General features: G+C 59.4%; 12 protein-coding genes. 6 read left to right on the top strand and 6 right to left on the bottom strand.

Translation table 11 applies throughout. The annotated features are described in order from the left end of the window. Positions 1-76 precede the first annotated feature (76 nt). From rng to csrD, 6 genes are all read right to left on the bottom strand, one after another. The gene (rng, locus tag ACJ8QI_RS17550) at positions 77-1,546 is read right to left on the bottom strand and encodes a ribonuclease G (RefSeq protein ID WP_025304418.1); all 1,470 of its coding nucleotides are present in this window, start codon (positions 1,544-1,546) and stop codon (positions 77-79) included. A 38-nt stretch (positions 1,547-1,584) separates the two neighbouring features. Continuing rightward, entirely contained in the window at positions 1,585-2,169 is a 585-nt protein-coding gene (locus ACJ8QI_RS17545; protein WP_004936921.1) for a Maf family protein, read from the bottom strand. 10 nt (positions 2,170-2,179) lie between these two features. Continuing rightward, positions 2,180-2,668, bottom strand: a complete 489-nt coding sequence (gene mreD, locus ACJ8QI_RS17540) for a rod shape-determining protein MreD (protein WP_004936918.1) — start codon at positions 2,666-2,668, stop codon at positions 2,180-2,182. Next, positions 2,665-3,684: a rod shape-determining protein MreC gene (gene mreC, locus ACJ8QI_RS17535; protein WP_442532874.1), complete on the bottom strand. Its 1,020-nt coding sequence runs from the start codon at positions 3,682-3,684 to the stop codon at positions 2,665-2,667. Before mreC ends, mreD begins: the two co-directional genes overlap by 4 nt. 94 nt (positions 3,685-3,778) lie before the next feature. Next, positions 3,779-4,822: a rod shape-determining protein MreB gene (gene mreB, locus ACJ8QI_RS17530; protein ID WP_003855260.1), complete on the bottom strand. Its 1,044-nt coding sequence runs from the start codon at positions 4,820-4,822 to the stop codon at positions 3,779-3,781. A 413-nt stretch (positions 4,823-5,235) separates the two neighbouring features. Then, positions 5,236-7,170 carry an RNase E specificity factor CsrD gene (csrD, locus tag ACJ8QI_RS17525; RefSeq protein ID WP_442532873.1) on the bottom strand — a complete coding sequence of 645 codons (1,935 nt, stop codon included), beginning with the start codon at positions 7,168-7,170 and terminating at the stop codon, positions 5,236-5,238. A 204-nt stretch (positions 7,171-7,374) separates the two neighbouring features. Between csrD and acuI the strand changes: the two genes are divergently transcribed. The 6 genes from acuI to accC all read left to right on the top strand — a co-directional run bounded on the left by acuI (position 7,375) and on the right by accC (position 12,711). Continuing rightward, on the top strand, positions 7,375-8,352 hold the full coding sequence (gene acuI, locus ACJ8QI_RS17520) for an acrylyl-CoA reductase (NADPH) (protein ID WP_102985337.1): 978 nt from the start codon (positions 7,375-7,377) through the stop codon (positions 8,350-8,352). A gap of 155 nt (positions 8,353-8,507) precedes the next feature. After that, positions 8,508-9,509, top strand: coding sequence for a protein-methionine-sulfoxide reductase catalytic subunit MsrP (msrP, locus tag ACJ8QI_RS17515; RefSeq protein WP_442532872.1), 1,002 nt, complete (start codon positions 8,508-8,510; stop codon positions 9,507-9,509). Continuing rightward, on the top strand, positions 9,510-10,109 hold the full coding sequence (gene msrQ, locus ACJ8QI_RS17510; protein ID WP_047729766.1) for a protein-methionine-sulfoxide reductase heme-binding subunit MsrQ: 600 nt from the start codon (positions 9,510-9,512) through the stop codon (positions 10,107-10,109). It abuts the gene before it with no gap. Between the two features lie 287 nt (positions 10,110-10,396). Next, positions 10,397-10,849, top strand: coding sequence for a type II 3-dehydroquinate dehydratase (gene aroQ, locus ACJ8QI_RS17505; protein ID WP_004936891.1), 453 nt, complete (start codon positions 10,397-10,399; stop codon positions 10,847-10,849). A 32-nt stretch (positions 10,850-10,881) separates the two neighbouring features. Beyond that, positions 10,882-11,349 carry an acetyl-CoA carboxylase biotin carboxyl carrier protein gene (accB, locus tag ACJ8QI_RS17500; protein WP_038879746.1) on the top strand — a complete coding sequence of 156 codons (468 nt, stop codon included), beginning with the start codon at positions 10,882-10,884 and terminating at the stop codon, positions 11,347-11,349. Between the two features lie 12 nt (positions 11,350-11,361). Further along, the gene (gene accC / locus ACJ8QI_RS17495; protein ID WP_004936886.1) at positions 11,362-12,711 is read left to right on the top strand and encodes an acetyl-CoA carboxylase biotin carboxylase subunit; all 1,350 of its coding nucleotides are present in this window, start codon (positions 11,362-11,364) and stop codon (positions 12,709-12,711) included. Positions 12,712-12,857 lie beyond the last annotated feature (146 nt).

Below are 12,857 nucleotides of genomic sequence, written 5' to 3'. Positions count from 1 at the left end.
TTGCTCCGCTGCCTGGCAACGGGAATATCTATGCACTGACGAGCCCGGCATGCGGGCCCTTACGATGTCGGGCGGGCTACATCATGACGACGTCGAACTGCTCCTGGCTGTACAACGGTTCGATCTGCACCTTTACCTGTTTGCCGACGAAGATCTCCACTTCGGCCAGCGCATGCGACTCTTCGCTCTTCAGCGCTTCGCCGACCGCCGCCGAAGCGTACACCAGGAAGCGATCGGAATCGTAAGCATGGTGCACGCGCACAATCTCGCGCAGGATCTCGTAGCACACGGTTTCTACCGTTTTCACGGTGCCGCGCCCATTGCAAGTAGGACAATCGTGACAGAGCACATGTTCAATGCTTTCACGCGTTCGTTTACGCGTCATTTCAACTAAGCCTAGCTGAGAGAAGCCGTTGATCGTGGTTTTTACCCGATCTTTACTCAACGCCTGCTCCAGCGAGTGCAGCACCCGGCGGCGATGCTCTTCGTTGTTCATATCGATAAAGTCGATGATGATGATGCCGCCCAGGTTACGCAACCGTAGCTGGCGCGCGATGGCCTGTGTCGCCTCGATGTTGGTATTGAAGATGGTTTCGTCGAGGTTGCGGTGGCCGACGAAGGCGCCGGTGTTGATGTCGACCGTGGTCATCGCCTCGGTCTGATCGATGATCAGATAGCCGCCGGACTTCAGCTCCACCTTGCGTTCCAGCGCACGCTGGATCTCGTTTTCCACATCGTACAGATCGAAAATCGGCTGGCTGCCGGTATAGAGTTCGAGCTTGTTGGTAATGTCCGGGATGTACTCGCCGGTAAACTCCACCAGCAGATCGTGCGTCAGCCGCGAATCGACGCGGATGCGATCCAGCGCCGCGCCGGCGAAATCGCGCAAGATGCGTTGCGCCAACGCCAGTTCGCCGTACAGCTTGTATTTGGTCTGGTTGCGCTTCTTGCGCTCCATTACCTTGGTCCACAGGCGTTTAAGGAACGCGGCATCCTGCGCCAGCTCTTCCTCGCCGATACCTTCCGCCGCGGTGCGGATGATAAAACCGCCCAGCTCGTCGCAGTGCGGCGCAACGATGGATTTCAGGCGCTCGCGCTCGGCTTCGCTGTCGATACGCTGTGAAACGCCGACGTGCGCCGCGCCCGGCATGAAGACCAGATAGCGCGATGGCAGCGTGATGTCGGTGGTCAGGCGCGCGCCCTTGGTGCCGAGCGGATCTTTCACCACCTGCACCATCAGGTCTTGCCCCTGGCGCACCAGCTCGGCGATGTCGCGCACGTGGAAGTTTTTCCGCTCGTCGCCGGCGACGCATTCGGTATGCGGCATGATGTCGGAGGCGTGCAGGAAGGCGGCCTTGTCCAGGCCGATGTCGACGAACGCCGCCTGCATCCCCGGCAGGACGCGGCTGACGCGCCCTTTATAGATATTGCCGACGATGCCGCGTTTGGATTCGCGTTCGATATGGATCTCTTGCAGAATGCCGCCATCGATATAGGCGACCCGCGTTTCAGACGGTGTGATATTAACCAGTAGCTCAGCTGTCATGCCTTCTCCTCAGAGCCGGTCGATAATGGCAGCGCCCATCAACCGGTTCTTACATCACGTAATGCGACAAAATTACTGAGCAGCTCATGTGTTTCGACCAGCGGCAGACCGACCACCGCGTGATAACTCCCGGTTATCGTTCTGACGAAACAACCACCCTTTCCTTGAATTCCATAGGCGCCCGCTTTATCCATCGGTTCGCCCGTAGCAATATAGTCGCGGATATCCTGTTGTGACAGGCTGCGGAACGTCACGTCGGTCACCACCAGCTGGCAGCGCACGTCGTGGCGATCGGCGATCGCCACCGCCGTCATCACCTGATGCTGTTTGCCGGACAGGGCCGCCAGCATGTCCGCCGCATGGGCTTCGTCGCGCGGCTTCTCCAGCACCCGGCCGTTGAGCACCACGATGGTGTCGGCGCCCAGCACCGGCCGATCTTCCTGCGCCAACGCTACACCCGCTTTGGCCTTGTCCTGCGCCAGGCGGCGCACATAGGCTTCGGCGGCTTCGCCTTCCCGGCGCTGCTCTTCGGTATGCGTCAGCAGAATGTCGAACGATACGCCCAGCAGGGTCAGCAGTTCACGTCGACGTGGGGAGCCGGAGGCCAGATAAAGCGAAGTCATTGAGATACCCTTACTGTACGGCGAACTGACGGCGGATTTTGCGCATCAACAGGAACAACCACGGCCACAAAATGCCGTTTACCACACTACTCCAGAACACCTCTGGGCGGAAAGAGACGTTGATCACTAAAAACTCAGCCCAGAACACCACCACGTCCATCGACAGCGACAGCAGCACGACGATCAGCGCCTGTTGCCACAGCGCCATATTGCGGAACAGTTGGAATTTGAACGCCACCAGGTAGGCGATGATACCCAGCGCCAGCGCGCGCACGCCCAGCGTGGAGCCGAGGATCAGATCCATGATCAGCCCCAGCACGAAGCCGGTGCCGACGTTGACCCGGTGCGGCAAGGCCATTACCCAGTAGATCAGGATCAACACCAGCCAGGAAGGCCGGAACATGTAGATTTGCTCCGGCCACGGCATGATTTGCAGCACCAACGCCACCAGGAACGACAGCCAGATTATCCAGCGCCCGTGGCTGCGGTAGCTGTTCATTGCACCACTCCCGCCGCAGCAGGCTGGGCAGACGCCGGAGCGGCGGTTTGCGGCGCCACGCCGGTAGCCGGAGCCGGAGCCGGCAGCTGAGGCCCGACCGAACCGGCAGGCGGCAGCACCTGCGGCATCATCTGCATCAGGCGTTCATTGGCCACGCGGTGCACTTCGTCCGGCGGCAGCGGCATGTCGCCGTTGCGATCGGCGCCCCACAGCAGCAGCAGGTAGCGCAAGCGCTGAAGACCGGCGGTCGGCCGCGCCTGAATCACGGTGTAAGCGCGCTGGTTGTCGACCTTGACCGAGGAGACCACCGCCACCGGATAGCCTTCCGGGAAACGGCCGCCGAGGCCGGAGGTCACCAGCACGTCGCCAACGCGGATATCGGTGTTGTTCGGCAGGTGTTCCAGCTGCAGATCGTCGGCGCAGCCGCTGCCTGCGGCGATCACCCGAATATCGTTGCGCAGCACCTGGATCGGCAGCGCGTGCGAGGCATCGCAGATCAGCAGCACGCGGCTGGTGACTTTCGCCACCGCCACCACCTGACCGACCACGCCTTTGTCGCTGATCACCGGCTGGCCTTCATAGACGCCGTTGTCCGACCCTTTGTCGATCACCACCTGATCGCTGTAGGGATCGGAACCGGTGGAGATCACCTGGGTCACCATCTTGTGTTCGTCCTGGCGCAGCGGAGAACCCAGCAGCTCGCGCAAGCGGGCGTTTTCCTGCTTGAATTGGCCAAGAAGAAGAATATCGCTGTTTTTCAGCAGCAGTTCCTGCCGCAGAGCTCGGTTTTCCAGCTCCAGCTGTTGGCGGGTGGCCAGCGTTTCTGACACGCTGTCCAAAACTTTACGCGGCCCGTTGGCCAGAAAATAGAAAGGGCTGACTGCGGTGTCCATGTAGTTGCGTATCTTCACGAACGTGCCGAGCCGGCTGTCAGCAACGATCAGGCCAATGGCCGCGATCACCGCCAAAAAAAGTCGCAGTTGCAGGGAAGGCCCCCTGCTAAAAATCGGCTTCATAAATTATGCGAGTTCCTCGACAACAGAAAGAGGAACCGTACCCGATTTTCGCTGTGCGCATTCATCCGATACGATTCCTCCTTCCAGGGGCTGACTATTCTTCGCTGAACAAATCGCCGCCGTGCATGTCGATCATTTCCAACGCCTTGCCGCCACCGCGCGCTACGCAGGTCAACGGATCTTCCGCCACCACGACCGGAATACCGGTTTCTTCCATCAGCAGACGATCGAGGTTGCGCAGCAGCGCGCCGCCGCCGGTCAAGACCATACCACGTTCGGAAATGTCGGAGGCCAATTCTGGCGGGCACTGCTCCAGCGCAACCATCACCGCGCTGACGATGCCGGTCAGCGGCTCTTGCAGGGCTTCGAGGATTTCATTGGAGTTCAGGGTAAAGCCGCGCGGTACGCCTTCGGCCAGGTTACGGCCGCGGACTTCGATTTCGCGCACTTCGTCGCCCGGATAGGCAGAACCGATTTCGTGCTTGATGCGCTCGGCGGTCGCTTCGCCGATCAGCGAGCCGTAGTTACGGCGCACATAATTGATGATGGCTTCATCGAAGCGGTCGCCGCCGATGCGCACGGAAGAGGAGTACACCACGCCGTTCAGCGAGATCACCGCCACTTCCGTGGTACCGCCACCGATATCCACCACCATGGAACCGGTCGCTTCGGAAACCGGCAGGCCTGCGCCGATCGCCGCCGCCATCGGCTCTTCAATCAGGAACACTTCACGCGCGCCGGCCCCTTGGGCGGACTCGCGGATAGCGCGGCGTTCAACCTGGGTTGCGCCGACCGGCACACAGACCAGCACGCGCGGGCTTGGGCGCATGAAGCTGTTGCTGTGAACCTGTTTGATAAAGTGCTGCAGCATTTTTTCGGTCACGAAGAAGTCGGCGATCACGCCGTCTTTCATCGGGCGAATAGCCGCGATGTTACCGGGGGTGCGGCCCAGCATCTGTTTGGCGTCATGACCGACGGCCGCTACGCTCTTTGGGGAGCCGGCACGATCCTGGCGAATGGCAACCACCGAAGGTTCATTCAGTACGATGCCTTGCCCTTTAACATAAATCAGGGTATTGGCGGTACCCAAGTCGATGGACAAGTCGTTGGAAAACATGCCACGAAATTTCTTAAACATAACGAAAGGATAATCCTGCAAGCTGGGGGCGGAAAATAAAATCCGCCTACTTTACCAACCACACGAAGCAGCGACAAGGCGCAAAAACGTTCTACTTCGGTGAAAAATAGTCTGTATTGTTTCTGCTCGAATGCACGGAAATTGGATGAGGCCTGAATTCCCTGAACAAAGGCTCAGTTTACCACCCTGTCAACGCACGAAACGGCGTAACACAGCTCATAAAATCTAACATATTCCCTGATTGCCGCCGATGGTAAGCACCTACCAACGTCAACCAGATAAAAGCTGACAAGAGCCTATCTCAAATAGGCGTCGTTGTCGCAGGCAGATTGGAGAAAACTCCAAAATGACGGGTGACATGGCCCAGATGGATCCGGCACTCATTCTACGTCAATTTTTGTCCGGCAATCAGCTTAAACACGATAACGACGTGAATATTTTTTACGCCCCACGTCGATCGGTTCCGGCGATGCGAAAAAGTCGCCCTGCCCGCCGTGGATACCACGCTCTTTCAGCGTCTGCCACTCGTTGCGCGTGCGTACGCTGGCGGCGAACACCTGCGCGTGCGTGCCCGCGCAGGCGCCCGTCAGGCTCTGCACGAACAGCTGATTTTCGTCCCGCTTATCGATGCTCCGCACCAGCCCCGGGTGGAGCTTGACGATCTCCACCTGCAACGACTTGATATAGGACGTACTGACCACGGTTAAACCCGCTTTGGACACCGCGAGGCGGCAGCCCAGCCCTGACAGCAACTTCAGTACCGGACGCAAACGGTCGATATGTTGACACACATCTGCCTCCGCAAGTTCAATCAGAATTCGCCTACGCTGACTTTTTTCGCACTGCAACAGCGTATCGCGCAGCCAGCGCTGGAAAGAACGCTGCAAAATCGAGTCGACGCACAGCGGAAACGCCAGCGTTTCCTCAGGCCATTGCGCCAGCAAGGGGATGATGCGGCTCACCTGTTGGCGATCGTAACTCTCCGCCAACCCCAGCTGCTGCACCAGCGGCATATATTCCGCCGGCAACAACTCCTGGGAGCCGTCATAAATCCGGCTCATGATCTCAAGATGGTGTACCTCGCCTGCCACGGTCACCGCCGGTTTCTGATACAGCCGCGGGCCGCCGCGCGCCAGTACCTGTTCCAGCAACGTGCGCCACTTGACGCTGCCGCGCCCCTTTTCCGGCACCTGGCTGTCGTACACATACCAGCCGTTTTCTCCCTGCAGCGTCGCGTGGCGCGTCGCCTGCTCCGCGTAATCGATCACCTGCTCCGTGGTTTGCCCGCTGCGGTACGCCACGATGCCGATGTGCAGGAAGGCCTCACGATCGATCAGCGCCGTGGAAGGCAAGGCATCGATGGCGTTGACCAGCTGTGACGCGATGCCGTCGGCCTCCTTCAGGGTTCGATGCGGCAACAGCACGGTAAAATCGCTGTGGAAATAGCGCGCCAGCAGCGCCGAGGGGTAGCGCATCACAAAGGTAGACAGCAGGTTAACCAGCGAATACATCAGCTCCTGGACCGCCACGCTGCCGTGCGTGTCGCGCAGGGTCTCGAAATCGGGCAGCCGCACCATCATCACGATGCCGTGCGAACCTTCGTCTTCCAGCTGAGTGGTCAATTGATTATCGAAGAACAGGCGATTATTCAGCCCGGTTTTGGCGTCCTGCGCGGCGAAGGCGCGGATCAGCGTATCGACCCGGCTGCGCTCTTCCCGCGCTTCCGCCAGATCGGCCAGCAGGCGATCGAGCGCGCCGCTGACGTTGGCCGGCCACTCACGCACGTCGCCCTGCATGACGTTTTCACGCTCGCCGTTCAGAATGCGCCGCGCGCGGCGTTCCAGGCGATCTTCACCGTCGGCCTGCTCACGCAACCAGCGCAGGCTGAACAGCAAAACCACCACCATGACGACGATCGACAGCGTGACGGCGGCGGTGGACTGCAACGTGCGCACGTCGCTGGCGAAGGGATCGAGGTAAGTGATGTACAGCGTGCTGCCCGGATGTTGCAACAGGGGGCGCGAGACCTGACGATAGCCGTTCAGCGTATCCCAGGGCTCTTTTTTCAGCGTCGGCAATTTATAGTTGAGAAACTGGCTGGTGCCGGCCTCTACGCGGATCGACACGATGCCGAGCGGGCGCATGACGATCGGCAACCATTTCTCCTGATCGCGCGGCGATTCGTGCAACATGGTCTGATCGAGAGAGGTAACCAGCGAATCAAAGCGACGCTCCTGGCGATCCTGGGTAACGTAAAAGAAGCTGTATGAGCATCCCATCAGCATCAAAAACATCGCCAGCGCGACCAACAGAGTGATCAATGCAGAGAGTTTGGTGGTAAATCGCATCCCTGTGCCTTGTCCGCTATGGTTAAGTGAGTGTTCACCCTTTAGCTAAAAGGGGCCGTCCAACCCTAACAAGCCTTGCTGAAGAATTAAACCTGCAAGCGCCGTTTTTGTCCTTTATCAGGACTTGGGCCGCTTATTATGCATATAGTCAAATAAATGTGATTCAGCCATTGATAGAAAAGTGTAAACGAGAGGAAGAGTGACATGCGTGCACTGTTATTGGAACAACAAGACGACCAAACTCTGGCTCAAATCAAAGATATCGGCAGCGACCGGTTGCCGGAAGGCGATGTCACCGTCGACATCAACTGGTCCAGCCTAAATTATAAGGATGCGCTGGCGATCACCGGCAAAGGCAAGATCGTGCGCAACTTCCCGATGGTGCCGGGCATCGACTTCGCCGGCACCGTGCGCCACAGCCGCGACGATCGCTTCAAAGAGGGGCAAAGCGTGGTGCTCACCGGCTGGGGCGTGGGTGAACATCACTGGGGCGGCCTGGCCGAGCAGGCGCGCGTCTCGGGCGAATGGCTGGTACCGCTGCCGAACGGCCTGGATGAGCGCAAGGCGATGATCATCGGCACCGCCGGCTTTACCGCCATGCTGTGCGTCATGGCGCTGGAGGAAGGCGGCGTGCACCCGGACGACGGCGATATTCTGGTTACCGGCGCCAGCGGCGGCGTGGGCAGCACCGCCATCGCCCTGCTGGCGGCGTTGGGCTATCGGGTGACCGCCATCAGCGGCCGCGACAGCAATACCGAGTACCTGAAAGCGCTCGGCGCCAAAGAGGTGATGTCGCGCGATGGCTATATCGACACGCCGCGCCCGCTGGAGAAACAGCTGTGGGCCGGCGCGGTGGACACCGTCGGCGACAAACTGCTGGCGCGGGTGCTGGCGCAGATGAACTATAACGGCACCGTCGCCGCCTGCGGCCTGGCGGGCGGTTATCAGCTGCCGACCACCGTGATGCCGTTCATTCTGCGCAACGTGCGTCTGCAGGGCGTGGATTCGGTACATACGCCGCTGCACCGCCGCCAAACCGCCTGGGAGCGGCTGGCCGGTATTCTGCCGGACAGCTTCTATCAGCAGGCCACGCATGAAATCACACTCGAGCAGGCGCCGGCCACCGCCGCCGCGCTGCTGAACAACCAAATCACCGGCCGCACCCTGGTGAAAATCCGCTGACCTTCTCCCCCCGGCAACGGGGGTTCACCCGCTTCTGCGAAATTTCATATTTTCCCGCGTCCCCTCGCTTCCGGCCGGCTTTAGCGCCATGCTTATTTCATGGAGACCCGTTAGCCGCTCGCAGGCGGCGGGAATCAGTCGCGGAGAACATAAGCATGAACAAACACCCGAAATTGACCGAGGCCGACGTCACGCCGGAGAGCGTGTTCCACCAGCGGCGCAAAGTGCTGCAGGCGCTCGGCATCACCGCCGCTACGCTGGCGCTGCCTACCGGCGCACGGGCGGACCTGCTGTCGTGGTTCAAAGGCAACGATCGCCCCAAGGCGCCGCCGGGCAAAGCGCTGGAATTCAGCAAGCCGGCCGCCTGGCAGGCGCAGCTGGCAATGACGCCGGAAGACAAGGTCACCGGCTACAACAACTTCTATGAATTCGGCCTCGACAAAGCCGATCCGGCCGCCAACGCCGGCGGGCTGAAAACCGAAGGCTGGAAAGTGCGCATCGACGGCGAAGTGGCGAAGCCGATAACGCTGGATATCGACGATCTGATGAAGCGTTTCCCGCTGGAACAGCGCATTTACCGCATGCGCTGCGTCGAGGCCTGGTCGATGGTGGTGCCGTGGATCGGTTTCGAACTGGGCAAGCTTCTCAAGCTGGCCGAGCCGAACAGCAACGCACGCTACGTGGCCTTCCAGACGCTGTACGATCCGGAGCAGATGCCCGGCCAGAAAGATCGCTTTATCGGCGGCGGCCTGAAATACCCCTACGTCGAAGGGCTGCGGCTGGACGAGGCGATGCATCCGCTGGCGCTGCTGACCGTCGGCGTGTACGGCAAAACCCTGCCGCCGCAAAACGGCGCGCCGCTGCGGCTGATCACACCGTGGAAATACGGCTTCAAAGGCATCAAATCGATCGTGCATATCCGTCTGGTGCGCGATCAGCCGCCGACCACCTGGAACCAATCCGCGCCGAACGAGTACGGTTTTTATGCCAACGTGAACCCGCACGTCGATCATCCACGCTGGTCGCAGGCCACCGAGCGTTTCATCGGCTCCGGCGGCATTCTCGACGTCAAACGCCAACCGACGCAGCTGTTCAACGGCTATGCCGATCAGGTGGCGTCGCTGTATCGCGGCATGGATTTGCGGGAGAATTTCTAAGTGCGCCTGACGCCTGTTCATATCAAATGGCTGAAAGCCGCCCTGCATCTGGCGGCGTTTTTGCCCTTTCTGTGGTTGGTGCTGGCGGTAGATCAGGGCTGGTTCAGCGCCGATCCGTCCAAGGACATCCAACATTTTACCGGCAGGATGACGCTGAAACTGCTGCTGGCCACGCTGATGATCGCCCCGCTGGCGCGCTACGCCCGCCAGCCACTGCTAATCCGCTGCCGCCGTCTGGTGGGGCTGTGGTGCTTTGCCTGGGGCACGCTGCACCTGATAAGCTACTCCACGTTGGAGCTGGGGCTGAGCAACCTCGGCCTGCTGGGCAGCGAGTTGGTGAACCGACCTTACCTGACACTCGGCATCCTCACCTGGCTGATCCTGCTGGCGCTGGCGGCCACCTCGACGCTGTGGGCGATGCGCAAACTGGGCGCCAAATGGCAAATGTTGCACAACTTCGTCTATCTGGCAGCGATCCTCGCCCCCATCCACTACCTGTGGTCGGTCAAAACGTTTTCCCCCCAGCCGTTCATCTACGCGCTGCTGGCGGTGGCGCTATTGGGCCTGCGTTACAAGAAATTCCGCGCCTGGTGGCGCTGAATCACGCGGCGGCGCGCGTTATTGTCGTTGAAAAACACGCGCCGCCGGCCGGAACTTTTTCTGTGTTCCAGCGCTCATATTCCTGTCACGGATCCCCGAGTTCGTCGATTTGGGGTTGAATATCTTCGCTGATAAGACCAGTATTTAGCTGCGAATTGCTACGATATCGTTATAATGCCCGACCTTGTTTCTGTTCTCAGGGTGAATTGGCCCCTTAACAGGTGACAAATCGATAACATCGGGTTATTTTCTACGATGATGGTTTTATTGCCGGAGATACCAGCACAATGGCGGATAAGTTTCACATTTTGCTTCTGAACGGCCCCAATCTCAATCTGCTGGGGACGCGTGAGCCGGAGAAGTACGGCAGCACGACGCTGACAGAGATTGTTAACGGATTGGAAAACCAGGCATCCGCATTGGATATTACCCTGAGCCATCTGCAATCCAACGCCGAGCATCAGCTGATCGATCGCATTCATCAGGCGCGCGGCAACACCGATTTCATTCTGATAAACCCGGCGGCGTTCACGCATACCAGCGTGGCGCTGCGCGATGCGTTGCTGGCGGTGCAGATCCCGTTCATCGAGATCCACCTGTCCAACGTGCACGCCCGCGAACCTTTCCGCCATCACTCCTATCTCTCAGACGTGGCGGTAGGCGTGATTTGCGGCCTCGGCGCGGATGGCTACGCTTTCGCTTTACAGGCAGCGGTTAACCGTCTGTCGAAAACCCACTAATTGCTCCACAAAAAGAGTACGGAATCACACTCATGGATATTCGTAAAATCAAGAAACTGATCGAACTGGTTGAAGAATCAGGCATTTCTGAACTGGAAATCTCTGAAGGCGAAGAATCGGTTCGCATCAGCCGTGCCGCACCGGCGCAGGCTTACCCTGTCATGCAGCAGGCCTATGCGATGCCGGCACAGCAGCAGCCGGCCCTGGCTGCCGCCGTTGCTACCGCACCTGCGGCAGAAACCCCGGCGGCACCGGCGGCCATGAGTGGCCACGTCGTTCGTTCGCCAATGGTAGGCACCTTCTACCGCACCCCAAGCCCGGACGCGAAAGCCTTCGTGGAAGTGGGCCAGAAAGTGAACGCCGGCGATACCCTGTGTATCGTTGAAGCCATGAAAATGATGAACCAGATCGAAGCGGACAAGTCCGGCGTCGTGAAAGCCATCCTGGTGGAAAACGGCCAGCCGGTCGAATATGACGAGCCGCTGGTCGTCATCGAATAACGAGGCGCCCCCATGCTTGATAAAATTGTTATCGCCAACCGCGGCGAGATCGCGCTTCGCATCCTGCGTGCCTGTAAAGAACTGGGCATCAAGACCGTTGCGGTTCACTCCGCGGCCGACCGCGATCTGAAACACGTGCTGCTGGCCGACGAGACCGTCTGCATCGGTCCTGCGCCATCGGTAAAAAGCTACCTGAACATCCCGGCCATCATCTCGGCGGCGGAAATCACCGGCGCCGTGGCGATCCACCCGGGCTACGGCTTCCTGTCCGAGAACGCCGACTTCGCCGAGCAGGTTGAACGCTCCGGCTTCATCTTCATCGGCCCGAAAGCCGAAACCATCCGCCTGATGGGCGACAAGGTTTCCGCGATCAACGCCATGAAGAAAGCCGGTGTGCCTTGCGTACCTGGCTCCGACGGCCCGCTGACCGACGACATGGATAAAAACCGTGCCTTCGCCAAGCGCATCGGTTATCCGGTGATCATCAAGGCGTCCGGCGGCGGCGGCGGTCGCGGCATGCGCGTCGTGCGCAGCGACAAAGACCTTGAGCAGTCCATCAACATGACGAAAGCGGAAGCCAAAGCGGCTTTCAACAACGACATGGTGTACATGGAAAAATACCTGGAGAATCCGCGCCACATCGAGATTCAGGTATTGGCCGACGGCCAGGGCAACGCCATCTATCTGGCCGAGCGCGACTGCTCCATGCAGCGCCGCCACCAGAAAGTGGTCGAAGAAGCGCCGGCACCGGGCATCACCAGCGAAATGCGCCGTTACATCGGCGAGCGCTGCTCGAAAGCCTGCGTGGAAATCGGCTACCGCGGTGCGGGTACCTTCGAGTTCCTGTATGAAAACGGCGAGTTCTATTTCATCGAAATGAACACCCGTATTCAGGTCGAGCACCCGGTTACCGAAATGATCACCGGCGTGGATCTGATCAAAGAACAGCTGCGCATCGCTGCCGGTCAACCACTGTCGATCAAACAGGAAGAAGTGAAGATCCACGGCCACGCGGTAGAATGCCGTATCAACGCCGAAGATCCGAACACCTTCCTGCCGAGCCCGGGCAAGATCACCCGCTTCCACGCGCCAGGCGGTTTCGGCGTGCGTTGGGAATCTCATATCTACGCCGGTTATACCGTACCGCCGTACTATGACTCCATGATCGGCAAACTGATCACCTTCGGCGAAAACCGTGACGTGGCGATTGCCCGCATGAAGAACGCCCTGGCTGAACTGATCATCGATGGCATCAAAACCAACGTTGAGCTGCAGCAGAAGATCATGAACGACGAAAACTTCCAGCACGGTGGCACCAATATCCACTATCTGGAGAAGAAGCTGGGTCTGCAGGAAACCTAAGGCAGCCACGCAGCATCGTCTGACGAAAGGCCGGTTAATCACCGGCCTTTTTCTTTTCTCGCGCCCGCCTGATTTTTTCGTTCAACCGCGCAAAATAGAATCAAATCTTCACAGATAACTTTCTCTTCACATTCATCCAACCCGCC

Origin of the sequence: Serratia sp. CY84636 (assembly GCF_052166245.1) — a bacterium.
Classification (GTDB): Bacteria; Pseudomonadota; Gammaproteobacteria; order Enterobacterales; family Enterobacteriaceae; genus Serratia; species Serratia nevei.
Note: the sequence above shows the minus strand (reverse complement) of the source record. Positions and strands in the feature narration are given on the sequence as shown.

Coding starts and splice junctions, on each gene's coding strand:
- rng (WP_025304418.1), bottom strand. CDS start 1,546: ATGACAGCTGAGCTACTGGTTAATATCACACCGTCTGAAACGCGGGTC.
- ACJ8QI_RS17545 (WP_004936921.1), bottom strand. CDS start 2,169: ATGACTTCGCTTTATCTGGCCTCCGGCTCCCCACGTCGACGTGAACTG.
- mreD (WP_004936918.1), bottom strand. CDS start 2,668: ATGAACAGCTACCGCAGCCACGGGCGCTGGATAATCTGGCTGTCGTTC.
- mreC (WP_442532874.1), bottom strand. CDS start 3,684: ATGAAGCCGATTTTTAGCAGGGGGCCTTCCCTGCAACTGCGACTTTTT.
- mreB (WP_003855260.1), bottom strand. CDS start 4,822: ATGTTTAAGAAATTTCGTGGCATGTTTTCCAACGACTTGTCCATCGAC.
- csrD (WP_442532873.1), bottom strand. CDS start 7,170: ATGCGATTTACCACCAAACTCTCTGCATTGATCACTCTGTTGGTCGCG.
- acuI (WP_102985337.1), top strand. CDS start 7,375: ATGCGTGCACTGTTATTGGAACAACAAGACGACCAAACTCTGGCTCAA.
- msrP (WP_442532872.1), top strand. CDS start 8,508: ATGAACAAACACCCGAAATTGACCGAGGCCGACGTCACGCCGGAGAGC.
- aroQ (WP_004936891.1), top strand. CDS start 10,397: ATGGCGGATAAGTTTCACATTTTGCTTCTGAACGGCCCCAATCTCAAT.
- accB (WP_038879746.1), top strand. CDS start 10,882: ATGGATATTCGTAAAATCAAGAAACTGATCGAACTGGTTGAAGAATCA.
- accC (WP_004936886.1), top strand. CDS start 11,362: ATGCTTGATAAAATTGTTATCGCCAACCGCGGCGAGATCGCGCTTCGC.